The 22,575-nt window shown below is 66.5% G+C and carries 36 protein-coding genes; 3 read left to right on the top strand and 33 right to left on the bottom strand.

Annotated features, from left to right (window positions below):
- Positions 1-21: 21 nt before the first annotated feature.
- Complete coding sequence (locus tag JRI60_RS22900) at positions 22-1,194, bottom strand: DUF2314 domain-containing protein (protein WP_204227954.1); 1,173 nt, start codon at positions 1,192-1,194, stop codon at positions 22-24.
- A complete protein-coding gene (locus tag JRI60_RS22895) occupies positions 1,191-1,841 on the bottom strand; it encodes a deoxynucleoside kinase (RefSeq protein WP_239470831.1) in 651 nt (216 codons plus the stop codon). The genes JRI60_RS22900 and JRI60_RS22895 overlap by 4 nt, the downstream gene beginning before the upstream one ends.
- A gap of 128 nt (positions 1,842-1,969) precedes the next feature.
- On the opposite strand from JRI60_RS22895, the gene JRI60_RS22890 reads away from it, so the two are divergent.
- Genes JRI60_RS22890 through JRI60_RS22880 form a run of 3 tightly spaced genes read left to right on the top strand, consistent with a single transcriptional unit; the run spans position 1,970 to position 4,840 of the window.
- Positions 1,970-2,755: a lysophospholipid acyltransferase family protein gene (locus JRI60_RS22890; RefSeq protein WP_204227953.1), complete on the top strand. Its 786-nt coding sequence runs from the start codon at positions 1,970-1,972 to the stop codon at positions 2,753-2,755.
- A gap of 15 nt (positions 2,756-2,770) precedes the next feature.
- Positions 2,771-4,168 carry a tetratricopeptide repeat protein gene (locus JRI60_RS22885; protein ID WP_204227952.1) on the top strand — a complete coding sequence of 466 codons (1,398 nt, stop codon included), beginning with the start codon at positions 2,771-2,773 and terminating at the stop codon, positions 4,166-4,168.
- A gap of 36 nt (positions 4,169-4,204) precedes the next feature.
- Positions 4,205-4,840: a hypothetical protein gene (locus JRI60_RS22880; protein WP_204227951.1), complete on the top strand. Its 636-nt coding sequence runs from the start codon at positions 4,205-4,207 to the stop codon at positions 4,838-4,840.
- A gap of 137 nt (positions 4,841-4,977) precedes the next feature.
- Here JRI60_RS22880 and rplQ read toward each other — a convergent pair whose 3' ends face one another.
- The 31 genes from rplQ to tuf form a co-directional block, all read right to left on the bottom strand.
- Positions 4,978-5,403 carry a 50S ribosomal protein L17 gene (gene rplQ, locus JRI60_RS22875; protein WP_204227950.1) on the bottom strand — a complete coding sequence of 142 codons (426 nt, stop codon included), beginning with the start codon at positions 5,401-5,403 and terminating at the stop codon, positions 4,978-4,980.
- A gap of 174 nt (positions 5,404-5,577) precedes the next feature.
- Complete coding sequence (locus JRI60_RS22870; RefSeq protein WP_239470671.1) at positions 5,578-6,657, bottom strand: DNA-directed RNA polymerase subunit alpha; 1,080 nt, start codon at positions 6,655-6,657, stop codon at positions 5,578-5,580.
- Between the two features lie 36 nt (positions 6,658-6,693).
- A complete protein-coding gene (locus tag JRI60_RS22865) occupies positions 6,694-6,861 on the bottom strand; it encodes a hypothetical protein (RefSeq protein WP_204227949.1) in 168 nt (55 codons plus the stop codon).
- A complete protein-coding gene (rpsD, locus tag JRI60_RS22860; RefSeq protein ID WP_204227948.1) occupies positions 6,862-7,488 on the bottom strand; it encodes a 30S ribosomal protein S4 in 627 nt (208 codons plus the stop codon).
- A 63-nt stretch (positions 7,489-7,551) separates the two neighbouring features.
- Positions 7,552-8,001 carry a 30S ribosomal protein S11 gene (rpsK, locus tag JRI60_RS22855; RefSeq protein WP_204227947.1) on the bottom strand — a complete coding sequence of 150 codons (450 nt, stop codon included), beginning with the start codon at positions 7,999-8,001 and terminating at the stop codon, positions 7,552-7,554.
- 68 nt (positions 8,002-8,069) lie between these two features.
- Positions 8,070-8,453 (bottom strand): 30S ribosomal protein S13, encoded by a 384-nt coding sequence (gene rpsM, locus JRI60_RS22850; RefSeq protein WP_204227946.1) that lies wholly within the window; start codon positions 8,451-8,453, stop codon positions 8,070-8,072.
- Positions 8,454-8,505: 52 nt separating this feature from the next.
- A complete protein-coding gene (rpmJ, locus tag JRI60_RS22845; protein ID WP_002633586.1) occupies positions 8,506-8,622 on the bottom strand; it encodes a 50S ribosomal protein L36 in 117 nt (38 codons plus the stop codon).
- 79 nt (positions 8,623-8,701) lie between these two features.
- Positions 8,702-8,881 carry a translation initiation factor IF-1 gene (gene infA / locus JRI60_RS22840; RefSeq protein WP_013375891.1) on the bottom strand — a complete coding sequence of 60 codons (180 nt, stop codon included), beginning with the start codon at positions 8,879-8,881 and terminating at the stop codon, positions 8,702-8,704.
- Positions 8,882-9,302: 421 nt separating this feature from the next.
- The gene (locus JRI60_RS22835; RefSeq protein WP_204227945.1) at positions 9,303-9,950 is read right to left on the bottom strand and encodes an adenylate kinase; all 648 of its coding nucleotides are present in this window, start codon (positions 9,948-9,950) and stop codon (positions 9,303-9,305) included.
- Positions 9,951-10,090: 140 nt separating this feature from the next.
- On the bottom strand, positions 10,091-11,437 hold the full coding sequence (gene secY, locus JRI60_RS22830) for a preprotein translocase subunit SecY (RefSeq protein ID WP_204227944.1): 1,347 nt from the start codon (positions 11,435-11,437) through the stop codon (positions 10,091-10,093).
- A 126-nt stretch (positions 11,438-11,563) separates the two neighbouring features.
- A complete protein-coding gene (rplO, locus tag JRI60_RS22825) occupies positions 11,564-12,085 on the bottom strand; it encodes a 50S ribosomal protein L15 (protein WP_204227943.1) in 522 nt (173 codons plus the stop codon).
- Between the two features lie 18 nt (positions 12,086-12,103).
- Positions 12,104-12,373: a 50S ribosomal protein L30 gene (rpmD, locus tag JRI60_RS22820; protein ID WP_204227942.1), complete on the bottom strand. Its 270-nt coding sequence runs from the start codon at positions 12,371-12,373 to the stop codon at positions 12,104-12,106.
- 2 nt (positions 12,374-12,375) lie between these two features.
- Entirely contained in the window at positions 12,376-12,894 is a 519-nt protein-coding gene (gene rpsE / locus JRI60_RS22815; RefSeq protein ID WP_204227941.1) for a 30S ribosomal protein S5, read from the bottom strand.
- A 27-nt stretch (positions 12,895-12,921) separates the two neighbouring features.
- Complete coding sequence (gene rplR, locus JRI60_RS22810) at positions 12,922-13,278, bottom strand: 50S ribosomal protein L18 (protein ID WP_204227940.1); 357 nt, start codon at positions 13,276-13,278, stop codon at positions 12,922-12,924.
- 96 nt (positions 13,279-13,374) lie between these two features.
- Entirely contained in the window at positions 13,375-13,944 is a 570-nt protein-coding gene (rplF, locus tag JRI60_RS22805) for a 50S ribosomal protein L6 (RefSeq protein WP_204227939.1), read from the bottom strand.
- Positions 13,945-14,002: 58 nt separating this feature from the next.
- On the bottom strand, positions 14,003-14,404 hold the full coding sequence (gene rpsH / locus JRI60_RS22800; protein WP_204227938.1) for a 30S ribosomal protein S8: 402 nt from the start codon (positions 14,402-14,404) through the stop codon (positions 14,003-14,005).
- 180 nt (positions 14,405-14,584) lie between these two features.
- Positions 14,585-14,770, bottom strand: a complete 186-nt coding sequence (locus JRI60_RS22795; protein WP_043409024.1) for a type Z 30S ribosomal protein S14 — start codon at positions 14,768-14,770, stop codon at positions 14,585-14,587.
- A 14-nt stretch (positions 14,771-14,784) separates the two neighbouring features.
- On the bottom strand, positions 14,785-15,276 hold the full coding sequence (rplE, locus tag JRI60_RS22790) for a 50S ribosomal protein L5 (protein ID WP_239470829.1): 492 nt from the start codon (positions 15,274-15,276) through the stop codon (positions 14,785-14,787).
- 336 nt (positions 15,277-15,612) lie between these two features.
- On the bottom strand, positions 15,613-15,942 hold the full coding sequence (gene rplX, locus JRI60_RS22785; RefSeq protein ID WP_204227936.1) for a 50S ribosomal protein L24: 330 nt from the start codon (positions 15,940-15,942) through the stop codon (positions 15,613-15,615).
- A gap of 37 nt (positions 15,943-15,979) precedes the next feature.
- Complete coding sequence (gene rplN, locus JRI60_RS22780; RefSeq protein WP_002625379.1) at positions 15,980-16,348, bottom strand: 50S ribosomal protein L14; 369 nt, start codon at positions 16,346-16,348, stop codon at positions 15,980-15,982.
- Between the two features lie 108 nt (positions 16,349-16,456).
- Complete coding sequence (gene rpsQ, locus JRI60_RS22775) at positions 16,457-16,771, bottom strand: 30S ribosomal protein S17 (protein ID WP_204227935.1); 315 nt, start codon at positions 16,769-16,771, stop codon at positions 16,457-16,459.
- Positions 16,772-16,782: 11 nt separating this feature from the next.
- Positions 16,783-16,989 (bottom strand): 50S ribosomal protein L29, encoded by a 207-nt coding sequence (gene rpmC, locus JRI60_RS22770; RefSeq protein WP_108075877.1) that lies wholly within the window; start codon positions 16,987-16,989, stop codon positions 16,783-16,785.
- Positions 16,990-17,050: 61 nt separating this feature from the next.
- Positions 17,051-17,470 (bottom strand): 50S ribosomal protein L16, encoded by a 420-nt coding sequence (rplP, locus tag JRI60_RS22765; protein WP_204227934.1) that lies wholly within the window; start codon positions 17,468-17,470, stop codon positions 17,051-17,053.
- A gap of 55 nt (positions 17,471-17,525) precedes the next feature.
- On the bottom strand, positions 17,526-18,191 hold the full coding sequence (rpsC, locus tag JRI60_RS22760) for a 30S ribosomal protein S3 (protein WP_204227933.1): 666 nt from the start codon (positions 18,189-18,191) through the stop codon (positions 17,526-17,528).
- Between the two features lie 48 nt (positions 18,192-18,239).
- Positions 18,240-18,587: a 50S ribosomal protein L22 gene (gene rplV / locus JRI60_RS22755; RefSeq protein WP_204227932.1), complete on the bottom strand. Its 348-nt coding sequence runs from the start codon at positions 18,585-18,587 to the stop codon at positions 18,240-18,242.
- Between the two features lie 40 nt (positions 18,588-18,627).
- The gene (gene rpsS / locus JRI60_RS22750; protein WP_204227931.1) at positions 18,628-18,909 is read right to left on the bottom strand and encodes a 30S ribosomal protein S19; all 282 of its coding nucleotides are present in this window, start codon (positions 18,907-18,909) and stop codon (positions 18,628-18,630) included.
- A gap of 15 nt (positions 18,910-18,924) precedes the next feature.
- Positions 18,925-19,770 (bottom strand): 50S ribosomal protein L2, encoded by an 846-nt coding sequence (gene rplB / locus JRI60_RS22745; RefSeq protein ID WP_204227930.1) that lies wholly within the window; start codon positions 19,768-19,770, stop codon positions 18,925-18,927.
- Between the two features lie 32 nt (positions 19,771-19,802).
- Positions 19,803-20,096 carry a 50S ribosomal protein L23 gene (locus JRI60_RS22740; protein ID WP_204227929.1) on the bottom strand — a complete coding sequence of 98 codons (294 nt, stop codon included), beginning with the start codon at positions 20,094-20,096 and terminating at the stop codon, positions 19,803-19,805.
- A complete protein-coding gene (gene rplD / locus JRI60_RS22735; RefSeq protein WP_204227928.1) occupies positions 20,093-20,716 on the bottom strand; it encodes a 50S ribosomal protein L4 in 624 nt (207 codons plus the stop codon). The genes JRI60_RS22740 and rplD overlap by 4 nt, the downstream gene beginning before the upstream one ends.
- A gap of 53 nt (positions 20,717-20,769) precedes the next feature.
- Complete coding sequence (rpsJ, locus tag JRI60_RS22730; protein WP_002625389.1) at positions 20,770-21,078, bottom strand: 30S ribosomal protein S10; 309 nt, start codon at positions 21,076-21,078, stop codon at positions 20,770-20,772.
- Positions 21,079-21,267: 189 nt separating this feature from the next.
- On the bottom strand, positions 21,268-22,458 hold the full coding sequence (gene tuf, locus JRI60_RS22725; RefSeq protein ID WP_204227927.1) for an elongation factor Tu: 1,191 nt from the start codon (positions 22,456-22,458) through the stop codon (positions 21,268-21,270).
- Between the last annotated feature and the right edge of the window lie 117 nt (positions 22,459-22,575).

Here is a 22,575-nt window from a genome sequence, read left to right as displayed (position 1 = left end):
CCGCGATGCTACACCGGGCCTCTACATCGGGCGTTCGGCATTCAGCAGGGCGCGGACCTCTTCCTCGTCCAGGGTGCGACCTTCGCGGCTGAGTGCCAGTGCGTTGATCTCCGACTCGGGCACCTCGACGTGGGCGCCCTTGCGCCACTCGGTGGTGTGGACCGCCCCGTCCACCAGGCGGCCGACCACGACGCCGTCGTCCCAGGAGAGCACCTCCATCCACAGCTGCTCCGTCACCGTGTTGCCTTCCGGGTGGGTCTCGAAGGAGGAGCGCACCACGAAGGTGAGCGGCTCCATCAGTCCCCGGCGCAGGAAGCGCGCCTTGAAGGCCGGCAGGAGCACCTGGGTCTCCTGTTGCATGGACTCGGTGCGCTCGGTCGGCTCCTGGGCGAAGCGCTCCCGGAAGGGCCGCAGCAGCTCCGCGGTGTTGTGCCGCCCCTGAGGCGACACCACGGTGAGGAACAGGCCCTCATGGCCCTCGAAGGCCTCCAGCGGCACCCCGAGCAGGTTCGTGCGCGCCTCCTCCGAGGGCACCAGCATGAAGGTCTGCCCCTCGCTGGTCCCCATCTCCGTGCGCAGCGCCGGCACCTGCCCGAAGGCCAGGTCCGTGCACAGCTCGTGGAGGAAGGCCTCGGCGGGCAACAGGTCCTGCTCGCCCAGGTGGAAGATCTCCAGATCCCTCGCGCCGAACTTCTCCATGCCGTGCGAGTGCACCCACAAGGGGGTATCCCCCTCGATGACCTCCACGGCGTGGAGGTTGACGTGGTCGCGGATGTCGAAGTCCAGCTCGGTGATCTCCGACACGTCCTCGGCCTCGTGGACCTTGGACGAGGTGATGTCCACCAGCACGCCCTCCGAGTGCAGCAGGAGGATTCGGGCGCACATCAGCGCGACGAAGACGGGCACGGTGGGCTGGGGCGTGCCCACCTCGAAGGCGAAGCGGTAGAAGCCGCGGGCGCTGCCGAGCGCCGACAAGGCGGGCTCGCTGCCGGAGAACAGGTCCGAGGTCCACTCCTGGGGGGTGGGCCGCTGCTCGTAGACGACCTCGACGCGGACGCCCTCGGCCTCCACGTTGAAGCCCTGGCCGTCCTGTCCGGGGAGGAAGGTCATGTCCTCGGATTCGAAGGAGGCGCGCAGCGCTTCCAGGGACACCGGCGAAGCGCGAGCGCTGGCGACGAGGTAGACCTCCTTCACAGGTGCTTCTCGATCTGTCGGAACAGGTCCACGCGATCCACCAGGTTCGTCAGATAATCCAGCTTGTCCGTCGGGAGAACGAGGACGGGGGACAACTTGTAGCCAGTGAACCATTCCTCGTACAGGCCGTTGAGCCGTTTGAGGTACGAGGTGGGGATGTCCTGCTCCATCTCCCGGCCGCGCAGGCGGATGCGCTGGCGCAGGGTCCTCACGGGGCAGCGCAGGTAGATCATCAGATCCGGCGGGGCGAGCGTCTCGGAGAAGGACGCGTAGAGCTCGCGGTACATGCCCCAGTCGCGCTTGTCGATGTAGCGCTGCCGGAAGAGGTTCTTGGCGAAGATCTCCGCGTCCTCGTACAGGGTGCGATCCTGCAGGGCCGTGCCCGGCGAGCGCTCGAGCTGGCGGTGGAGGCGGAACTTGGCCGTGAGGAAGAAGAGCTGGGAGCGGAACGCCCAGGTCTTCATGTCCTTGTAGAAGTCGGCGAGGTAGGGATTCTCCTCATTGGGTTCGAAGAAGGGAGTGAGGCCGTACTTCCGGCAGAGGAAGGACGTGAGCTCCGTCTTCCCGGCCCCGATGTTGCCCGCGATCGCGATGAACTTCTTCCTGGCCAAGGCACCCCGCTTGTACCCCCACCGGGCGACACACACCAGAGACAAGGTGGCATGGTACATACGGAACAGAGACCGGAGGCTCCAACTGTTCAGGCGTTTCCGGTGGGACAGCGGGCCAGGGCCCCGTGGTGGGCTGCCCGTAGGACGAAGCTGAGGTCGCTAGGATGCTCCGTAACCTGTTGTGCATAGTGGTCGCGGTGGTCGCCACCGCCATCTTCTTCCCCATGACCGTGGTGGTGGCGCTCGTCACCCTGGATCCGGGGGCCACGGTGTGGGTGGCACGTCGGCTGTGGTCGCCCATCCTCATCCTCACGGGCGGGGCGCGCGTGGTGGTGACGGGCCAGGAGAACGTGGACCCCAAGCGGCCCACCATCTACGTCTCCAACCACCAGTCCACGCTGGACATCCCCATCCACTTCGTGACGGTGCCGGTGAACTTCCGCTACGTGGCCAAGCACCAGCTCAAGTACGTGCCGCTCATCGGCTGGTACCTGTGGATGGCCGGGCACATCTTCGTCAACCGGGGCAGGCGCGAGAAGGCGATCGCCTCGCTGGATGACGCGGCGCGGAAGATCCGCGGCGGCACGAGCGTGTTCCTCTACCCCGAGGGCACGCGCTCGGACGACGGCCGCGTGCTGCCCTTCAAGAAGGGCCCCTTCGCGCTGGCGCTCAAGTCCCGCGTGCCCGTGGTGCCCATCACCATCGAGGGCTCCGGCAGGGTGATGCCGAAGAACTCCTGGAACATCCAGCCCGGCCCCGTGTACGTGAAGATTGGCAAGCCCATCGACACCACGGCGTTCGCCGAGGATGACCGCGAGGGGCTGGCCCGGGCCGTCCGAGACGTCATCATCGCGCAGAGCCTCGAGCTGGGCGGCAAGGGAGGCGATCCCGAGCGCGCCGTCGCCGCCGTCGGTATCGAGGGCGATTCCCGCGCCCGCAGCGCCTCCTGAGGAGACCGTTTCCCCGTGCGACTTCCCCCCTCCGACTCCCGCCGCCCGCCGCGCCGTCTCACCACCTGGGCCGGAGTGGCCGTGCTGGGCCTGGGCCTCGCCACCGGCTGCGGCCATGGCACCGCCGCCGAGCGCCCCCTCGAGCCGCGCGACCAGGCCCGCGCCTACCTGGCGAAGAACCAGCCCGAGCGCGCCGTGCCGCTGCTGGAGGCCGAGCTCGCCCGGGCTCCGGAGGACCTGGCGCTGGCGCGGGCCCTCACCGAGGCCCAGGTGAAGGCGGGCCACACGGACGCGTGGATCGCCGAGCTGCAGCGCCGCAATGCCCAGGGGGAGCGGGCGGTGAACCACTACATGCTGGGCCTGGCGTACTTCTCGCGGGCCTCGGACGCGGGGAGCCCGGCGGTGGCGGCCTTCGAGCGGGCCCTGGCGATGAAGCCGGACGAACCCGAGTTCCACTACCGGCTGGGGCTCGCCCGGTTGGAGTCCGAGCAGTACGCGGAGGCGGTGGGTCCGCTGCGCCGGGCGGCCGAGCTCGCCCCGGAGCGCGCCGGCATCCGCCTGCCGCTGGCCAAGGCGCTGCACCACACGGGGGACTCGGCGGGGGCGGTGAAGGCCCTGGGCGCGCTGGTGAAGAGGGAGCCGAGCCCCTCCGAGGTGGCCAGGGCCCGGGCGCTGATGGATCAGATCGCCGATCCCTTCGCGCGCTTCCCCAAGGCGGCCGAGCCGAAGCTGGAGGAGGCCATGCGCTACCTCCAGGAGCTGGACGCGCCGCACCCGGCCATCGTGAACTTCGAGGAGATCCTCCGGGACTACCCGGACCTGGCGGTGGTGCACGCGCTGCTGGGGCTGGCGTGGCAGCGGCTGGACGACGCGGGCCGGGCGGTGGAGGAGTTCAAGCGGGCGATCGAGCTGGCGCCCGAGGACGGCAAGAACCACTTCTACCTGGGCGAGCTGTACCTGGCGCGGCAGAGGCCGGAGGCGGCGAGGCCGTACCTGGAGAAGGCGGTGGAGCTCAACCCGCTGCTGGACACGGCGTGGTTCCGGCTGGGGGACCTCCACCTGGAGCGCAAGGACCTGAAGGCGGCGGGAGAGGCCTTCCGGGTGCTCACCCACCTGCAGCCGGACGCGGTGCCGCCGAGGGGCAAGTTGGCGCTGGTGCTCCAGCTGGAGGGCGACTGGGCGGGCGCCGAGCGCGAGCTGATGCAGGTGGTGGAGAAGGATCCGGAGAACCTCGAGTTCACGCTGCGGCTGGGCATCCTCTTCACCGAGCAGGCGAAGCAGTCCTCGAAGCCCGAGGAGCGCCGGGTAGCGGCCGAGAAGGCGGAGCGCTGGCTGCGCAAGGTGCTGGAGGCCCAGCCGGAGAACGTGATGGCGTCCCGGGCGCTGCAGCAGCTGAAGACTCCCGGCCAGTAGCCAGCGGGAGCCCGGGCCTTCTACACTGGGGGCCCGATGAGTGAAGGTGCCAACAAGCCCCAGCAGCCGGCGCGCGGGACTCCGTCGTCGTCGAACGTGCCGCGCGTGTCGCAGACCAACCTGCGTGTGATGAGTGCCACGCGAGCGGCGCCCCTGCCAAAGGACAAACAGCAGGAGGCACTCAGCCAGCGGCTGAAGTCCGAGTCCGCCAACGTGGCCCTCAACGCCGTCTCCGTCGTGAAGGAGAAGGTGGACGAGTTCCGCCAGCAGGACCGCTTCTTCAAGTACAAGGCCTTCATCGTGGCCGGCTGGGTCCTGCTCTCGATGCTGACCGTCGGCGCCACCTGGGCCCGGGGCACGAAGGACACGGGAGACTTCGGCGCCAAGCTCGTTCCAGTCACCAGCCGCTCCTCGGTGACGATCATGAACAAGAGCGAGGAGCCCTGGCTGGACGTCCTCGTCATCATCAAGGACAGGAAGGGCGCGGAGTGGCGTGCCTCGGTGGCTCGCGTGGAGCCGGCCAAGGAAGTCACCATCAGCCCCAAGCAGCTGCTGGGAGCCGATGGCCGGGCGGCGCCCGCGGATATCGGCATCGTGGGTGTGGAGATGCGCACCTCCGAGGGCCGCGCCGTGCTGCTCGAGAACGGCAAGAACCTCACCCAGGACGAGTAGTAGCCCCGAGGGGCGTCGAGGGCTCCCCGGGAGCCCTCCGCTCCACGAGCCCATGACAGGCCCCAGAAAGCGCGAAAGCGCCCTTCCCAGGGGGAAGGACGCTTCCGTGCACTACCTACCCTACCGACGGGAGTGGACTACCCCTCCGTCTTGGGCTCCGTGGCCTGAGCGGCGCCCTCGGTGCCCTCGGGCTGAACGGCCTTGGCGGGACGATCCACCAGCTCCAGCAGGGCCATCTCGGCGCCGTCACCCTTGCGGAAGCCGAGGCGCACGATGCGGGTGTAACCGCCCGGGCGATTGGCGTAGCGGGTCTTGTACTCGCTGAACACCTTCTGGAGGATGGCGCGGTTGCGAACCGTCCGCTCCGCGAGGCGCACGTTGGCCAGACCACCGCGCTTGCCGAGGGTGATGATGCGCTCGGCGAGGGCCCGGGCCTCCTTGGCCTTGGGCAGCGTGGTGCGGATGGCCTCGTGCTCGAGCAGCGAGGTGACCATGTTGTGGAGCATCGCGAGCCGGTGGCTCGTGGTGCGGTGGAGCTTCCTCTGTCCGACCTTGTGACGCATGGGCTGACTTTCCGGGTCCGGGGAGGACCCACCACTCCGGCCGTATGAGGTACCGGGTGGGAAGGATGGAACCGGCACGGGCTCCACCGTTGCTGTGTTGGGCCTGGTGAGGCCCCCTCCTCCCGCGAGGCATGCGGCAGTGCCGCCCCGTGGGAGGAGGTGCTGCGGAAACGACTAGGCCTTGGGAGCGCCCGGGGGCACCGCGGCCGCACCGGCGGCGGCCGCCGCCGCACCAGCACCCGGAGCGGGAGCGGGCGGAGGGGTCTTCGGAGGCCAGTTCTCCAGCTTCATGCCGAGCGACAGGCCCATCTCCGCGAGGATCTCCTTGATCTCCTTCAAGGACTTGCGGCCGAAGTTCTTGGTCTTGAGCATCTCGGCCTCGGTGCGCTGCACCAGGTCGCCGATGGTCTTGATGTTGGCCTGCTGCAGGCAGTTGGCCGAGCGAACGGAGAGCTCCAGCTCGTCGACGGAGCGGAAGAGGTTCTCGTTGAGCTTGGCCTCCTCCTTGGGAGCCTCGACGGCCACGGGCTCCTCGGTCTCGTCGAAGTTGACGAAGACCGTGAGCTGCTCCTTGACGATCTTGGCCGCGTAGGCCACGGCGTCCTGCGGGGTGACGGAGCCGTCCGTCCACACCTCGAGGGTGAGCTTGTCGAAGTCGGTGACCTGGCCGACGCGGGCGTTGGTCACCTGGTAGTTCACCTTGCGGATGGGCGAGAACAGCGAGTCGATGGGGATGGTGCCGATGGGCGAGCCCGCCACCTTGTTGGAGTTTGCCGGCACGTAGCCACGACCGCGGCGGCAGGTGAGCTCCATGCGGACCTTGCCACCCTCGGAGATGGTGCAGATGTGGTGACCCGGGTTGAGGATCTCCACGTCCTGGTCGGCGATGATGTCACCGGCCTTCACGTCCTTGGGGCCCTCGGCCTCGATGCGGAGCGTCTTCGGCTCGTTCGTGTGCATCCGGAGGAGGACTTCCTTCAGATTCAGCACGACGTCCGTGACGTCCTCGGCCACCTCGGGGATCGTGGTGAACTCGTGGTCCACGCCCTCGATCTTCACCGTGGTGATGGCGGCGCCCTGCAGGGACGACAGCAGCACGCGGCGCAGCGAGTTGCCCAGCGTGGTGCCGAAGCCACGCTCGAGCGGCTCGGCGACGAACTTGCCGTAGGTGGGGGACAGCGAGTCCTGATCGACCTCGAGCCGACGTGGCTTGATGAGGTCGCGCCAGTTCTTCGCAATGAAAGAGTCAGCCATGTCCGTGTACTCCTCATGCCGTGCGCCACCACCGACTTACCCGCCGGATGACGGGAGGATGGGCACGTGGGGTTCTTGGATGAACGGCCCGGCCCGGAGTTGCTCGGGGAGGGCCGGTAGAAGCACGACGCCCCGGCGGTGAGGCCAGGGCGCGTACGACAGCTCCAGCGGCAGCACGCCCAGCAGGTGGGCGAGCCAGGCCAATTACTTGGAGTAGAGCTCGACGATGAGCTGCTCCTGGATCGGCATGGTGAGGTCCTCGCGGTTCGGAGCGGTGCGCACCGTGCCCTTGAAGGACTTCTTGTCCAGGTCGATCCACTGCGGCACGCCGCGGCGGTCCACGGTCTCCAGCGCCTCGGAGATGCGGAGGATCTTCCGGCTCTTCTCGGCCACCTCGATGGTGGCGCCCGGCTTCACGGCGAAGGACGGGATGTTGACCCGCTTGCCGTTGACCGTGAAGTGACCGTGACGCACCAGCTGGCGGGCCTCGGCGCGGGTGTCCGCGAAGCCCATGCGGAACACCACGTTGTCCAGGCGCAGCTCAAGCTGCTGCAGGAGGTTCTCACCGGTCTTGCCCTTGGCGGCGGAGGCGCGGTGGTAGTAGCCGCGGAACTGGCTCTCGAGCAGGCCGTACATGCGCTTGACCTTCTGCTTCTCGCGCAGCTGCACGCCGTAGCCAGAGAACTTCACGCGACCCTGGCCGTGCTGGCCGGGGGGATAGGGACGCCGCTCGATGGCACACTTGTCCGTGTAGCAGCGGTCACCCTTCAGGTACATCTTCAGGTTCTCACGCCGGCAGATGCGGCAGGCGGAGGCGGTATAACGGGCCACGATGCTTCTCCGTGTAAAGGTGGTCTGGGGCCGCTCCCGCGAGGAGAGCGGCCCGGAATGGAACTAGACGCGGCGGCGCTTGGGCTGACGGCAGCCGTTGTGCGGGATGGGCGTCACGTCGCGGATGAGCGAGATCTTCAGGCCGGCGGCGGCGAGCGCGCGCAGGGCGGACTCACGGCCAGCTCCCGGACCCTTCACCAGCACCGTCACGTTCTTCAGGCCGTGCTCCATGGCCTTGGCCGCGGCGTCACCGGCGGCCACCTGGGCGGCGAACGGCGTCGACTTGCGGCTGCCGCGGAAACCGCGGGCGCCGGCGGAGGACCAGGAGATCACGTTCCCGGACACGTCCGTGATCGTGATGATGGTGTTGTTGAACGTGGACTGGATGTGGACCACGCCGTTGAGGATGCTCTTCTTGCCCTTCTTGCCCTTCTTGCGCGCGGCAGCGGCAGGGGCCTCGCCGGTCGCGGGGGCCGCCTCGGTCGCCGCGGGCGCGTTGGTCTCTTCAGCCATGGAACTCGTTGCTCCTGGAGGTAGGTGATCGACGCCGGCTCCTCATGGAACCGGCGCAGGTGGAAGAACTAGCGAGCGCCCGCCGCCGGCTTGGCGCGCACGATGCCGCGCTTGGGACCCTTGCGGGTACGCGCGTTGGTGTGCGTCCGCTGGCCGCGAACCGGCAGACCCTTGCGGTGACGCAGACCCCGGTAGCAACCCAGGTCCATCAGCCGCTTGATGTTCATGGTCACCTCGCGACGGAGGTCACCTTCGACCTTGTAGTTGGTCTCGATGAGGTCGCGGATCTTCCGCGTCTGCTCCTCGGTGAGATCCTTGGTCCGGGTGGCGAGGTCGATCCCCGCGGCCACGATGATGTCGTGGGCGGACTTGTTGCCGATCCCGTAGATGTACTGCAGCGAGATCACCGCGCGCTTGTTGGGCGGGAGGTCGATGCCGGCGATACGAGCCATCTTCGTCGTTCCTTCTGGGTGGAGTTGGTCTGGAGCTCAGTCCCTGGGGGACTCAGCCCTGGCGCTGCTTGTGCCGGGGGTTGGAGGCGCAGATGACGCGCACGATGCCCTTGCGGCGGACAACCTTGCACTTGTCGCAGATCTTCTTGACGGACGCCCGAACCTTCATGGCGGTACTTCCCTTCCTTCGCTTTTAGAAAAGAAAAGCCTCGAGGGCCTGTCCGCCATTCCGCGGAACCAGGCCCCTGCTACTTCGCTCGGTAGGTGATGCGGCCCCGGGTCAAGTCATACGGGGACAGCTCCACCTTCACCTTGTCGCCCGGGAGGATTCGGATGAAGTGCATCCGCATCTTGCCCGAGATGTGCGCGAGCACCTTGTGGCCATTGTCCAGCACCACGCGGAACATCGCGTTCGGGAGGGGCTCCATGACCGTCCCCTCGACTTCAATGGAATCATCCTTCGGCAATCAGATAACCCTCTTGCGGACCACCTGAACACTGGAAGCGCGGCGGGATAACACTTTGGTCCTGAAGTGGCAAGCATCCTCGCGCTGAAAACCCCGAAATTCTACGAACTCCCTGCGTACACCCTTGTATTCCACACTCCCACCCAGCCTGGCGCCGGGTGAGGACTTCCCGCCCCCCTTCGGTGATGAGCACCCGAATGCTCCAAGTACGCGGAAAGCTTGATGTCGAGGAGATCGGCTGTCCAGTCATCGCCGAGGAGGTCCACCTCATCCGTGCCCTGGTTCACCATGAGCTCGGCGGGGAGGACCATTCCTGGACGAACGCCGGGCACGCACTCCGCGCGCCCGGCCCTTGCCTGGTGGCCCGCTGGTATACGGGCGCTCAGGCCTTGCCCATCGCCTTCTTGATATCCGCGTAGACGCCCTCGGGCGACCCTACACCGTCGATGCTCTTGAGCAGCCCACGTTGCGCGTAGAACTGCTTCAGGGGAGCCGTCTCCGCGTCGTACTTCTTCAAGCGCTTCTCAACGACCTCGGCCTTGTCATCCTCGCGCTGCACGAGGCCCGTGCCGTCCTTGTCGCAGAAGCCTGCCCGCTTCGGCGGGCTCTGGTAGACGTGGTAGACGGCCCCGCAGCTGGGGCAGGAGCGGCGCCCCGAGCCGCGCTCGATGAGCTTCTCGTGCGGCACCTCGAGGGACACCACCGCGTCGATCTTCTTGCCCAGCCGGGCCAGCATGCGCTCAAGCGCCTCGGCCTGGGGCGTGGTGCGAGGAAAGCCATCCAGGATGAAACCGTTGGCGCAGTCCGGCTCCTTCAGGCGCTCCTCCACGATGCCGATGACGATCTCGTCCGGCACGTAGGCACCGGCGGCCATCAACGGCCCGGCCAGCTTGCCCATCTCCGTGCCCTCACGAACCGCCTTGCGGAGGATGTCACCCGTGGAGATCTGCGGAATCTTGAACTCCGAGTACAGCATCTTCGCCTGGGTGCCCTTCCCCGCGTTCGGAGGGCCAAACAGGATGAGGTTCATGTATTCCTCTCAGCTCGTCAGGAAGGAGCGCGCCGGGGGCCACGGCGAACATGCCCCCCACGCCGCTCTCACACCCCTGGAACGACGAGGCGCCCCTCCCCGGGGTGAGGGGGAGGAGCGCCCGAGAACGACTTCCTCGCTCAGGCCGCCACGCGGACCCGGCCGCGGATACGGGGGCCGCGCGGACCGGCGAAGCCCTCGTAGTTGCGGCTGATGAGGTGGCCCTCGATCTGCTGCACCGTGTCCAGCGCCACGCCCACGACGATCAGCAGCGCCGTGCCGCCGAAGGTGAAGTTGACGCCCAGCATGTTGCTGATGATGGACGGAATCACACAGATGGCGGCCAGATACAGGGCGCCACCGAAGGTGATGCGGTTGAGCACGCCCTCGATGAAGTCCGCCGTCTGCCGGCCCGGACGGATGCCCGGGATGTAGCCGCCCTGCTTCTTGATGTTGTCCGCCACGTCGTCCGGCCGGAAGGTCAGCGCCGTGTAGAAGTAGGAGAAGAAGATGATGAGCAGGACGAAGATGCCGTTGTAGACCCAGGGGCTCGACTCGATGCTGCGCTGGATGCCCTGCAGGAAGGGGAACCAGGTGCCCAGCGTGGCCGGGAAGGACAGCAGCGCGCCGGCGAAGATGGGCGGGATGACGCCCGAGGTGTTCACCTTCATCGGGAAGTACGTGGCCTGTCCGGCGAACATGCGCCGGCCGGCCATGCGCTTGGCGTACTGCACCGGGATGCGCCGCATGCCGCGCTCGACGTAGACCACCACGCCGACGACCAACACCATGAAGAGCAGCAGGGCCGCCACGGCCGCCATGCTGACGACCTCCTGCTGGACCAGGTCCAACAGCGTCTTGCCGCTGGGCAGCAGGCCGGACACGATGCCCGCGAAGATGATGAGCGAGATGCCGTTGCCGATGCCGCGCTCGGTGATGCGCTCACCCAGCCACATGATGAACGCGGTGCCCGCCGTCAGGCTGATCACCGTCATGAAGGTGAACCAGACGTTGTCGTTGGGGACGACCACCTGGTTGAAGCCGGACTGGCCCGCGTCGCTGCGGCCCAGCGAGGCCAGCCAGCGCGAGATACCGACACCCTGGACGATCGACAGCGCGATGGTGCCGTAGCGGGTGTACTGGTTGATCTTCTGCCGGCCGCCGGCGCCCTCCTTCTGCAGCCGCTCGAGGCTGGGCACCACCACCGCCAGGAGCTGGATGATGATGGAGGCGGACACGTACGGCATGATGCCCAGACCGAAGATGGACATCTGGTTCAGGGCGCCGCCGGAGAACAGATTGAAGAGCGAGAACAGGCCGCCCGACTGGCGCTGGGCGTCCATGAACGCGTTCATCGCCGCCCGGTCCACGCCAGGCGTGTTGATGAAGATGCCGATGCGGTACACCGCGAGCAGCATCAGCGTATAGATGAGCCGGCTGCGCAGCTCCGCGATGCGGAAGACGTTGACGAAGGCGTTCAGAGCCACGTGGGATCCATCCCCCAGAAAGGTTTCAGCCAGAACAACAGCGCCCCTGTCCGAATTCGGAAAGGGGCGCGGAATCCTACACGGATGGAAAGGCGCGCACCACTAAGAGTGTAACGCGCCCTACCCTCACGACTTCTTGGCCTGCTTGACGCCCTTGCCGGAGTGGGCCTTGGCCGCGGACTCCGGCTTGTGCGCCACCAGGGGGAGCTCCTCCACGGAGCCGCCCGCCTTCTCGATCGCCTCGCGGGCGGTCGCCGAAAGCTTGTGCGCCCGAACGGAGAGCTTCTTGGAGAGGGTGCCGTTGCCGAGCACCTTCACGCCGTCGTAGCGGCCCTTCACCAGGCCCCGGGACTCCAGCGCGGCCACGTCCACCGTGGCGCCCGCGTCGAACCCCTCGAGGTCCGACAGGTTCACCACCGCGTACACGGTGCGGTTGGGGGAGATGAAGCCGAACTTCGGCAGCCGGCGCTGCAGGGGGCTCTGACCGCCCTCGAAGCCCTCGAAACGCATGTTGCCGCTACGGGCCTTCTGGCCCTTGCCACCGCGGCCGGCCGTCTTGCCCAGGCCGCTACCCTGGCCGCGGCCCACCCGCTTCTTGCGGTGCCACGAGCCCTCAGGGCGCTTCAGGTTATGGAGCGTAGTCGCCATTGTCTGAACCCTCTCGCACTAGGCCTTCGCGGCCTGGGCATTCCGGGCGCGCGCGGCGTCCCGGGCCCGAATCTTCCGAGGCTTGCGGCGGGAAGGCTTGGGAGCATCACCCTGCACCGTCTCGGACGTCACCAGGTGACGCACCTTGTTCACCATGCCGCGAACCGCCGGCGTGTCCTGAAGCAGCCGCTCGTCACCGAACTTCTTCAGCCCGAGGCTCCGGATCGTCGCGATCTGATCCTCGGACGAGCCCGAGAAGCTCTTCGTCAGCTTGACCTTGAGAGCCATGATTAACCCCTCGCCTCTTCGGACTTCTGGGGACCCACGTCCTTGCCACGCAGGCGCGACACCTGCTCCGGCGAGCGCAGGTTCTTCAGGCCCGCCACGGTCGCCTTGAGCACGTTGTGGGGATTCCGCGAACCCTGGCTCTTGGTCAGGATGTTGCGGATGCCCGCCGCCTCGAGAACCGCGCGCACCGCGCCACCGGCGATGACGCCCGTACCCTCACCGGCCGGCTTCAGGAGCACCCAGCCCGCGCCGAAGTGCCCGAGCACCTCGTGAGGGATGGTGTGACCCTGCAGCGGGACGCGGAAGAGGTTCTTCTTCGCGTTCTCGCCACCCTTGCGGATGGCCTCGGGAACCTCGTTGGCCTTGCCCAGGCCGACGCCCACATGACCGGCGCCATCGCCCACCACCACCAGGGCGGCGAACGAGAACCGCCGGCCGCCCTTCACCACCTTGGCGACGCGGTTGATGTTCACCACGCGGTCGGTGAGGTCGAGATCGTTCGGATTGATCGGAGTTGCCACTTGGGAACTTCCTTATTCGAAAGGTTTCTAGAACTTCAGCCCGCCCTCACGCGCGGCATCCGCCACGGCGGCGATGCGCCCGTGGTACGGGAAGCCGTTGCGGTCGAACACCACCGCGTTCACGTTGGCCGCCTTGCACTTCTCCGCGATCAGAGCGCCCACGCGCTTGGCCTCGGCCTTCTTGTCGCCCTCGTCCTTGCCCTTGAGCTCCTTGGAGAGCGACGAGGCGAAGGCCAGGGTGCGGCCCGTGGTGTCGTCCACCACCTGGGCGTAGATGTGCTTGAGGCTCTTGTAGACCGTGAGCCGCGGGCGCTCGGTGGTACCCGAGATCTTCCGGCGGATGCGGTCCTTCCTCTTGAGGCGCGGATCGAGCTTGTTCGACATGGATGATTCCTTCTCCGTCCGGCGGTGATGGGGAATTCCACCGCCGGATGATTGCGCGGCCCCTCAGGGAGCCGCGCGGTTGGGTGTTCACTCCGACTAGGTGGTGCCGGTCTTGCCTTCCTTGCGGCGGATCTTCTCGGTGGCGTACTTGATGCCCTTGCCCTTGTACGGCTCGGGCGGGCGCAGCGCGCGGATCTTCACCGCGGCGGCCCCGAGGGCCTCCTTGTCCGCTGACCGCAACGTCAGACCCAGCGTGGGCAGACCGTCCTCGGTGCGGGCGGCCTTGTCGACCTCGGCCGTGACGCCCTCGGGCAGGTTGAACACCACAGGGTGCGAGTAACCCAGCGAGAGGTTGACCGTCTTGCCCTTCACCTCGGCGCGGAAACCGACGCCGCGGATGTCCAGGCGACGCTCGAAGCCCGTCGACACGCCCTTGGCCGCGTTGGCCAGCAGCGTGCGGGTCAGGCCGTGGAGGCTGCGGGCCTCGCGCGAATCGTTCTCGCGCTCGACCGTCACCTCGTTGCCGGCGATCTTCACCTTCACGCCGGTGGCGGGCAGCTGGACGACCATCTTGCCCTTGGGACCTTCGAAACTGACCTGGCGGCCCGAAACAGTGGCCTTCGTCTTGTCCGCCAGCTTGACCGGAAGCTTTCCAATCCGACTCATGATTCCCTCGTGCGGTGAGTCCAGGTCGCGGCGCGAGCCGCGGCACCCGGACTGCTGGCTAGTAGACGGTGCAGAGCAGCTCGCCGCCGACCTTCTGCTTGCGAGCCTCGGTGTCCACCATCACGCCTCGGGACGTGGACAGGATGGAGATGCCCAGACCGCCGAGCACCTGGGGGATCTCACGCGAGTTGGTGTACCGGCGCAGACCAGGCTTGGAGATGCGGCGGATGCCGGTGATGGCGGGAGCGCGGTCTTGGCCGTACTTCAGCTGGACGGAGATCTCGCTCTGCGGCTTGCGCTCGTGAACGGTGTAGTCCCCGATGAAGCCCTCGGACTTGAGGACCTTGATGATCTCGAGCTTGAGGTTCGAGTGGGGGATGACGACCTTGTCGTGCCGCGCGCGCGAACCGTTGCGCAGGCGGGTCAGCATGTCGCCGATGGGATCGTTGACGACCGACATGAATGGCTACCTTCCGTGCGGAGCGGCCTGGCCGCCTCCGCGTTCGCAACCGCCGCGCCTGCCGGGCCCATCCCGGGGGTTCGCCACGAATTGCCATGCACACACTGCATTCGGTCCACCCGCTCGCGGGCGGACCAGGCTTCCCGGCCTCCTGTCAGGGACCGGGATGCCCGCGTCCGACTACCAGGACGACTTGGTGACGCCGGTGATCTCGCCGCGGAGCGCGCGGTGCCGGAAGCAGATACGGCACATGTTGAACTTCCGCAGGAACGCGCGGGGCCGGCCGCAGAGCGGGCAGCGGTTGTACGCGCGGACGGAGAACTTCGGCTTGCGCTTCGCCTGGGCGATCTTCGAGAGCTTGGCCATGGATGCGGATCCTCTTACGTGCGGAACGGCATGCCGAAGTGACGCATCAGCGCCAGCCCCTGCTCGTCGTTCTTCGCGGTGGTGACGAAGCTGATGTTGAGCCCCTTCACCTTCTCGATCTGGTCGTAGTTGATTTCCGGGAAGATGATCTGCTCGCGAACGCCGAGCGTGTAGTTACCATTCCCGTCGAAGGCCTTGGGGGACACGCCCTTGAAGTCACGCACGCGCGGCAGGGCCACGGTGATGAGGCGGTCCAGGAACTCGTACATGCGGTCGCCGCGCAGGGTGACGGCACAACCGATCGCCTGGCCCTGGCGCAGCTTGAAGTTCGCGATGGACTTGCGGGCGCGGGTCACCACGGGCTTCTGGCCGGTGATGGCACCCAGCTGGTCCACGGCGGACTCAAGGATCTTGTTGTTGGCGAGCGCCTCGCCCAGACCCATGTTGACGACGATCTTCTCGAGGCGGGGAACCTGCATGGGGTTCTTCAGCCCGAGGTCCTTCATCAGCGCGGGGACGCCTTCCTTGCGGAAGCGCAGCTTGAGACGCGCCGGCTTGGACTCGAGACCTTCCTCGATGTTCGCCGCGAAGCCTGCCTTCTTGAGCTCTTCCTTCTTGCGGCCCTTCTTCTCCTTCTTCGGAGCCGCTTCCTTCTTCTCTTCAGCCATCGTCTGACCCTCTGCTTCGGAGCGCCGTCGTGGACCCAGTGCGCCGATCAGTACTGCGTGGAAACTGGAAACACCGGAGCCCCTACCGATTCTTCAGGGCTTCCGGTGTGCTCGCCCGCCCTCCCCTCACCCGGGTAGGGCAAAGGGCGCGCATACATGCCCGAACCCGCGCCCCTAGTCAATCAGGGCGTCGCAGTTCTTGCAGAACCGCTTCTTCTTGTCCCCATCCGCCCGGATACCCACGCGGGTCGGCTTGTCGCACTTGGCGCAAACCAGCTGCACATCCGAGATGTGGATGGTGCCCGGCTTGTCCACAATGCCGCCCTCGGGCTGCTGGGGCGTCTTGCGCAGGTGCCGCTTGACCAGGCGCACGCCTTCCACGGTCACGCGCTGGGCCTCGCGGTCGATCTTGAGGATCTTCCCGCGCTTGGTCGCCGGGGTCTTCTCCGAGCGCTCGGCGCCGGCGATGACCTGGACGGTGTCTCCAACCTTGAGCTTCTCCATGGTTCCTCTCCCTCCTCGCGGACCGCCTGACGCCCTACTAGAGGACCTCGGGAGCGAGCGAGATGATCTTCATGAACTTGCGGGCGCGGAGCTCACGGGCGACCGGCCCGAAGATACGCGTCCCGATGGGCTCCATGTCCTTGTTGATGAGGACGGCGGAGTTGCCATCGAACTTGATGTAGCTGCCATCCGGACGGCCCACCTCGCGCGCGGTGCGCACGATGACCGCCTTGGCCACGTCACCCTTCTTCACCTTGGAGTTCGGCAGCGCCTCGCGAATCGACACGACGATCACATCGCCGATGGACGCGTACTTGCGCTTGGAACCGCCAAGCACCTTGATGCAGAACACCTTCTTGGCGCCCGAGTTGTCGGCCACGTCGAGCACGCTCGTCATCTGAATCATCTGGAATCTCCTTCTCTAGCTACGGCAGGCCCCTCCGGCGAGGACGGGCACCGCGCGGGCTCGAGCCACGGCCGCGCGCGCCTGAACGGCGGCGCGAGCTCGGACGGCTCAGACGTTCTTGCTCTTCTCCAACACCTCGACCACGCGCCAGCGCTTGTCCTTGGAAGCGGGACGGGTCTCGGCGATGCGCACCCGGTCACCCTCGTTGATGGTGATCTTCGCGGGGTAGTCGTGATCCTCGACGTGCGCCTTGTACTTCTCGCGCATGCTCATGATCTTCCCGTACTTGGGGTGAGCCGCGCGGCGGGAGACGGTGACCACCACCGTCTTCTGCATCTTGTTGGAGGTGACAATGCCCACGCGCGTCTTGGGACGGCCGCGGGAGGTGGTCTTGGCAGAGGTGGATTGAGTCGCTTCAGCCATGGGAAAAGCTCCTAAGCCTTCTTCTCCGCCCGGGTCTTCTCCCCCAGGACGGTCAGGATGCGAGCCAGGTCGCGCTTGTGCTGCGTGCGCTCGGACGGATTGTCCAGCGAGCCGGTGGCCCGCTTGAGCTGGTCCTGGAACAGCGTGTCGCGCAGCTCGGCCGCGCGCCGCTTCAGGTCGTCCGCCGAGAGCTCCTTGAGTTCCTTCGCAGTCGCCATCTTCTAAATCTCCTCAGAGCCAGCGGGCGGCCCTCATATCAGGGGCCGCCCGAGGGCGGAACTAGAGCGCCAGCTCGCTGCGGGTGACGATCTTCGTCAGCACCGGCAGCTTCGCCTGGGCCAGCTTCATGGCGGCCGTGGCAACCTCGGGCGTCATACCCTCCATCTCGTAGAGGATGCGACCGGGCTTCACCACCGCCACGTAGTACTCCACACCACCCTTACCGGTACCCATACGGGTCTCGGCGGGCTTCTTCGTGATGGGCTTGTCCGGGAACACCCGGATCCAGATCTTGCCGCCACGCTTGATGTGGCGGGTCATCGCGATACGGGCCGCCTCGATCTGCCGCGAGGTGATCCACCCCGGCTGCAGGGACATCAGGCCGTACTCACCGTAGGTGAGATCGCTGCCGCGATAGGCCCGGCCGGGCGTGCGGCCCTTGTGCATCTTGCGGAATTTCGTACGAGCAGGCTGAAGCATCGTCGGTGTCCTTCAAGCCCGGCCAGCCGCCCCTCCCGGGGCGGCCCCCGGGGAGTTAGCGGTTGGCGGCCGGCGCGGCGCCCTGGCCACCCTTGGTGGGCAGGACCTCGCCGCGGCAGATCCAGACCTTGCAACCGATCTTGCCGTAGGTGGTCTTGGCCTCGGCGAAGCCGAAGTCGATGTCCGCGCGGAGGGTGTGCAGGGGCACGCGGCCCTCGCGGTACCACTCGTAGCGAGCCATCTCGGCGCCGCCCAGACGACCGGAACAGGAGACGCGGATGCCCTTGGCGCCGAACTTCATCGCCGTCTGCAGCGCCTTCTTCATGGCGCGGCGGAAGGCGATACGGCGCTCGAGCTGGGTGGCGATGTTCTCGGCCACCAGCTGGGCATCGGTCTCGGCCTTGCGGACCTCGACGATGTTGAGGAAGACCTCGTTCTTGGTGAACTGCTGGAGGTCCTTCTTCACCGTCTCGATGCCGGCACCGCGCTTGCCGATGACGATGCCCGGGCGCGCGGTGTGCACGTTGACCTTCACCTTGTTCGCCGCGCGCTCGATCTCCACCTTGGAGACACCCGCGTGGGCGAGCGACTTCTTCACGAACTCGCGGATGCGGATGTCCTCATGCAGCCACTGCGCGTAGTTCTTGTGCTCGAACCACTTGGAGTCCCAGGTCTTGATGACCCCGAGGCGGAACCCAATGGGATGGACTTTCTGGCCCAACGTGCTTCTCCTTCGAATCGGTTGCGTGGGGGCGCCAGGCGGCAGGCCTTACTTCTTGGCCGCCTCCGCCAGCACCACGTGAATGTGACTGGTCTTCTTGTTGATGCGCGTGGCGCGGCCCATGGCGCGCGGCATGTAGCGGCGCTGGGACGGCCCCTGATCCACCGAAATCGTCTTCACGACGAGCTTGTCCACGTCGACCTGGCCCTTGGACAGGTCGGTCGCGTTGGCCACGGCGCTCTTGATGAGCTTGGCCACCGGGACGGCCGCGGCGCGGCTGGTGAAACGCAGGATGTTCAGCGCCTGCTCCACCGGCTTGCCCCGGACGAGTGCCGCCACCGTGGAAACCTTCCGGGGCGACATGCGCAGGAACCTCAGATGTGCCTTCGACTCCATGTCATCTCCTCTGGCGGACGCCGCCTGTCAGCGGGGCCGGCTACTTGCCCTTGGCGACCTTCTTCTCCGCCGAGTGACCGCCGAACGTACGCGTCGGGGAGAACTCGCCGAGTTTGTGGCCCACCATGTTCTCGGTCACGAAGACGGGGATGAACTTGCGGCCGTTGTGCACCGCGAAGGTGTGGCCCACGAATTCCGGCAGGATGGTGGAACGCCGGGACCACGTCTTCACAACACTCTTCTTGTTCGTCTTGATCATGTCCTCGATCTTCTTCACGAGGTAACCATCGACGAACGGACCCTTCTTGATCGAACGCGCCATTGTGTGAACCCTCGACTACTGGCTGCGCGCGCCCGGACGGCGGACGCTCACGATGAACTTGTCAGTACGCTTGTTCTTGCGGGTGCTGAGGCCCTTGGTCTTCTGGCCCCACGGCGACACCGGGTGCGGGTTGCCCTGGCCGGACTTACCCTCACCACCACCGTGCGGGTGGTCGACCGGGTTCATCGCCAGACCGCGGACGGTGGGCCGGATGCCCAGCCAGCGGCTGCGACCCGCCTTGCCGATGCGGATGATCTCGTGCTCCAGGTTGCCCACCTGGCCCACGGTGGCGCGGCACTCGATGAGCACCATGCGCACGGCACCCGAGGGCAGACGCACCTGGGCGTAGCGGCCCTCCTTGGCCATCAGCTGACCGGAGGAGCCCGCGGAGCGGATGATCTGCCCGCCGCGGCCCGGCTTCAGCTCCACGTTGTGGATGATGGTACCGACCGGGATGTTGAGCAGCGGCAGCGTGTTGCCCGGACGGATATCCGCGTTCTCACCCGCCATGACGGTGTCCCCGACCTTCAGGTCCACCGGAGCGAGGATGTAGCGCTTCTCGCCATCCGCGTAGTGCAGGAGGGCGATGTTGGCGGAGCGGTTCGGGTCGTACTCGACGGCCGCGACCTTCGCCGGCACGCCGTCCTTGTCCCGACGCTTGAAGTCGATGATGCGGTAGCGGCGCTTGTGACCACCACCCTGGTGACGACGGGTGATGTGGCCGTGGACGTTGCGGCCGCCAGACTTGGAGAGAGACTCGGTGAGCTTCTTCTCCGGCTTGCCCTTGGTGATGTCCGCGAAGTCGGACACCGTCATCAGACGACGGGCGGCGGAGGTCGGCTTGTACTTCTTGATGCCCATGGTGGTTCCTCAACGACGGTCAGCGCCGTGCGCTAGACCGCGCCTCCCTCGAAGAGCTCGATCTTGTCCCCCTCCTTGAGGGTGACGACGGCCTTCTTGAAGTTCGGCCGCTTGCCAATCGAGCGGCCCACGCGCTTCGTCTTCCCGCGGACGATGTTGGTGCGCACACCCTCGACGCTCACCTTGAAGAGCGACTCGACGGCGTGGGCCACGTCGTACTTGGTGGCCTTCTTGTCCACGATGAACGAGTACTGCCGGAACTTCTCACGGGCCGCGTCCAGCTTCTCGGTGATGAGCGGTCCCTTGATGACGTCGTTGATATTCACGAGAGCGCCCCCTCGATGGCCTTGGCGGCCGCGGAAGTGAGCACCAGGTGCTTGTGGCGGAGGACGGACTCGAGGTTCAGGCCCTCGGGCGGGAGCACGTCGAACTTCGCCAGGTTGCGCACGCTGCGGTGCAGGTTGGTGTTGGTCTTGGCGTCGATGACCAGCGCGTCAGCCAGCTTCAGCCGCTTGGTCAGGGCCTCGAAGGCCTGCTTGCTCTTGGGAGCGGACAGGTTGAAATCGCTCAGGATGATGAGCGACTTCTCACGGGCGCGCAGCGACAGAACCGCCTTGAGCGCACCGCGGCGGACCTTCTTGGGCGGGCGGTAGAGATAGTCCCGCGACTTCGGGGCCATCGCCTTGCCGCCACCCACCCAGTGGGAGGCGCGGATGGAGCCCTGACGGGCGCGGCCAGTACCCTTCTGCTTCCAGGGCTTCTTGCCACCACCGCTGACCAGCGAGGTGTTCTTCACACCCACCGTGCCGCGGCGCCGGTTGATCTGCTGCATCTTCGCGACCTCATAGAAGAGGTTCGCGTTCGGCTCGGCGCCGAAAACCTCGTCGGAGAGCTCAAGCTCCGACACTTTCTTCATATCCAGGTCGACTACGTCGAACTTCGCCATGGCTCTTTCCTCTGGGGAACGGAGTGGAACCGCGAGGGCTCAGCCCCGCTTCCTCAGGACTTGATCTCCACGTCAACACCGGCCGAGAGATCCAGCTTCATCAGCGCGTCCAGCGTCTGCTGGGTCGGCTCGAGGATATCGAGCAGGCGCTTGTGCGTGCGGATCTCGAACTGCTCGCGGCTCTTCTTGTCCACGTGCGGCGAGCGCAGAACCGTGAACTTGTTGATGCGCGTGGGCAGGGGGATCGGACCGGCCACCTTGGCGCCCGTGCGCCGAGCAGTCTCGACGATCTCCCCAGCGCTCTGATCCAGGAGCTTGGAGTCGTACGCCTTCAGCCGGATGCGGATCTTCTGTGTCGCCATTCGCAAAAACCTCTTTAAACGGCCTCTGCCTTCGGGAGGCGCTACGACCAACGTCCCCTGGATGTCACAGAGCCATTTCTTCGAACGAAGGGGCGCGGCTTGTACCACCGGCCCCTGGTGGATGCAACCTTATTCCCACCTCCCCGGACTTTTCTGAACAAAAGACCAGGGAAGTGGGTACGACGGAAACTACGCGATGATCTCGGCCACGACGCCGGCGCCCACGGTACGGCCGCCCTCGCGGACGGCGAACCGGAGCTCCTTCTCCATGGCCACCGGGGTGATCAGCTCCACCTCGATGGCGATGTTGTCGCCCGGCATCACCATCTCGACGTTCTCCGGCAGCTTCACCGTACCCGTCACGTCCGTGGTGCGGAAGTAAAACTGCGGACGGTACCCCTTGAAGAACGGGGTGTGACGGCCACCCTCTTCCTTCGTGAGCACGTAGATCTGCGCCTTGAACTTGGTGTGCGGGGTGATGGAGCCCGGCTTGGCGAGCACCTGGCCGCGCTCGAGGTCCTCACGCTTCAGGCCGCGCACCAGCGCGCCGATGTTGTCGCCCGCCATGCCCTCGTCCAGCAGCTTGCGGAACATCTCCACGCCCGTGACGACCGTCTTCTGCGTCGGACGCAGACCCACGACCTCCACTTCCTCGCCCACCTTGATCTTGCCGCGCTCCACGCGGCCAGTGGCCACCGTTCCACGGCCGGCGATGGAGAACACGTCCTCCACCGGCATCAGGAAGGGCTTGTCCGTGGCGCGCTGCGGGGTCGGGATGTAGGAGTCCACCGCCTCCATCAGCTTCAGGATGGCCTGCTCGCCGATCTCCGAGGTGTCACCCTCGAGCGCCTTGAGAGCGCTGCCGGGGACGATGGGGATGGTGTCGCCGGGGAAGTCGTACTTCTTGAGCAGGTCGCGGACTTCCATCTCCACGAGCTCACGCAGCTCGGGGTCGTCCAGCATGTCGACCTTGTTCAGGAAGACCACGATGTAGGGCACGCCCACCTGGCGGGCGAGCAGGATGTGCTCGCGCGTCTGGGGCATCGGGCCGTCGGCGGCCGAGACCACGAGGATGGCGCCGTCCATCTGCGCCGCGCCCGTGATCATGTTCTTCACGTAGTCGGCGTGGCCCGGACAGTCGACGTGCGCGTAGTGACGGTTCTTCGTCTGGTACTCCACGTGCGCCGTGGAGATGGTGATGCCGCGCTCGCGCTCCTCGGGGGCCTTGTCGATCTGGTCGTACGCGAGGAACGTCGCGCCGCCCGTCTTCGCCAGCACCTTCGTGATGGCCGCCGTCAGGGACGTCTTGCCGTGGTCCACGTGACCGATGGTGCCGATGTTCACGTGCGGCTTCGTTCTTTCGAACTTTTCCTTACTCATTGCTGCTCCTCGCGAGGCCGGGTTTCCGGCCGAATCGAGAAAAGGTGCTGCGTCGTGCTCCAAACCCGCGGAAACGTCAATCTAAATCGCCCGCCCCCTTTACGAGGGAGCGGTCAA

The sequence above is a fragment of the Archangium violaceum genome (assembly GCF_016887565.1).
Classification (GTDB): Bacteria; Myxococcota; Myxococcia; order Myxococcales; family Myxococcaceae; genus Archangium; species Archangium violaceum_B.
This window is presented reverse-complemented; position numbering and strand designations above follow the sequence as displayed.

Coding starts and splice junctions, on each gene's coding strand:
- JRI60_RS22890 (WP_204227953.1), top strand. CDS start 1,970: ATGCTCCGTAACCTGTTGTGCATAGTGGTCGCGGTGGTCGCCACCGCC.
- JRI60_RS22880 (WP_204227951.1), top strand. CDS start 4,205: ATGAGTGAAGGTGCCAACAAGCCCCAGCAGCCGGCGCGCGGGACTCCG.
- rplQ (WP_204227950.1), bottom strand. CDS start 5,403: ATGCGTCACAAGGTCGGACAGAGGAAGCTCCACCGCACCACGAGCCAC.
- JRI60_RS22870 (WP_239470671.1), bottom strand. CDS start 6,657: ATGGCTGACTCTTTCATTGCGAAGAACTGGCGCGACCTCATCAAGCCA.
- rpsK (WP_204227947.1), bottom strand. CDS start 8,001: ATGGCTGAAGAGACCAACGCGCCCGCGGCGACCGAGGCGGCCCCCGCG.
- rpsM (WP_204227946.1), bottom strand. CDS start 8,453: ATGGCTCGTATCGCCGGCATCGACCTCCCGCCCAACAAGCGCGCGGTG.
- rpmJ (WP_002633586.1), bottom strand. CDS start 8,622: ATGAAGGTTCGGGCGTCCGTCAAGAAGATCTGCGACAAGTGCAAGGTT.
- infA (WP_013375891.1), bottom strand. CDS start 8,881: ATGGAGCCCCTCCCGAACGCGATGTTCCGCGTGGTGCTGGACAATGGC.
- JRI60_RS22835 (WP_204227945.1), bottom strand. CDS start 9,950: ATGAACCTCATCCTGTTTGGCCCTCCGAACGCGGGGAAGGGCACCCAG.
- rplO (WP_204227943.1), bottom strand. CDS start 12,085: ATGGCGACTACGCTCCATAACCTGAAGCGCCCTGAGGGCTCGTGGCAC.
- rpmD (WP_204227942.1), bottom strand. CDS start 12,373: ATGGCTCTCAAGGTCAAGCTGACGAAGAGCTTCTCGGGCTCGTCCGAG.
- rplR (WP_204227940.1), bottom strand. CDS start 13,278: ATGTCGAACAAGCTCGATCCGCGCCTCAAGAGGAAGGACCGCATCCGC.
- rplF (WP_204227939.1), bottom strand. CDS start 13,944: ATGAGTCGGATTGGAAAGCTTCCGGTCAAGCTGGCGGACAAGACGAAG.
- rpsH (WP_204227938.1), bottom strand. CDS start 14,404: ATGTCGGTCGTCAACGATCCCATCGGCGACATGCTGACCCGCCTGCGC.
- JRI60_RS22795 (WP_043409024.1), bottom strand. CDS start 14,770: ATGGCCAAGCTCTCGAAGATCGCCCAGGCGAAGCGCAAGCCGAAGTTC.
- rplE (WP_239470829.1), bottom strand. CDS start 15,276: ATGAAGGACCTCGGGCTGAAGAACCCCATGCAGGTTCCCCGCCTCGAG.
- rplX (WP_204227936.1), bottom strand. CDS start 15,942: ATGGAGAAGCTCAAGGTTGGAGACACCGTCCAGGTCATCGCCGGCGCC.
- rplN (WP_002625379.1), bottom strand. CDS start 16,348: ATGATTCAGATGACGAGCGTGCTCGACGTGGCCGACAACTCGGGCGCC.
- rpsQ (WP_204227935.1), bottom strand. CDS start 16,771: ATGGCTGAAGCGACTCAATCCACCTCTGCCAAGACCACCTCCCGCGGC.
- rpmC (WP_108075877.1), bottom strand. CDS start 16,989: ATGGCGACTGCGAAGGAACTCAAGGAGCTCTCGGCGGACGACCTGAAG.
- rplP (WP_204227934.1), bottom strand. CDS start 17,470: ATGCTTCAGCCTGCTCGTACGAAATTCCGCAAGATGCACAAGGGCCGC.
- rplV (WP_204227932.1), bottom strand. CDS start 18,587: ATGGAGTCGAAGGCACATCTGAGGTTCCTGCGCATGTCGCCCCGGAAG.
- rpsS (WP_204227931.1), bottom strand. CDS start 18,909: ATGGCGCGTTCGATCAAGAAGGGTCCGTTCGTCGATGGTTACCTCGTG.
- rplB (WP_204227930.1), bottom strand. CDS start 19,770: ATGGGCATCAAGAAGTACAAGCCGACCTCCGCCGCCCGTCGTCTGATG.
- rplD (WP_204227928.1), bottom strand. CDS start 20,716: ATGGCGAAGTTCGACGTAGTCGACCTGGATATGAAGAAAGTGTCGGAG.
- rpsJ (WP_002625389.1), bottom strand. CDS start 21,078: ATGGCGACACAGAAGATCCGCATCCGGCTGAAGGCGTACGACTCCAAG.
- tuf (WP_204227927.1), bottom strand. CDS start 22,458: ATGAGTAAGGAAAAGTTCGAAAGAACGAAGCCGCACGTGAACATCGGC.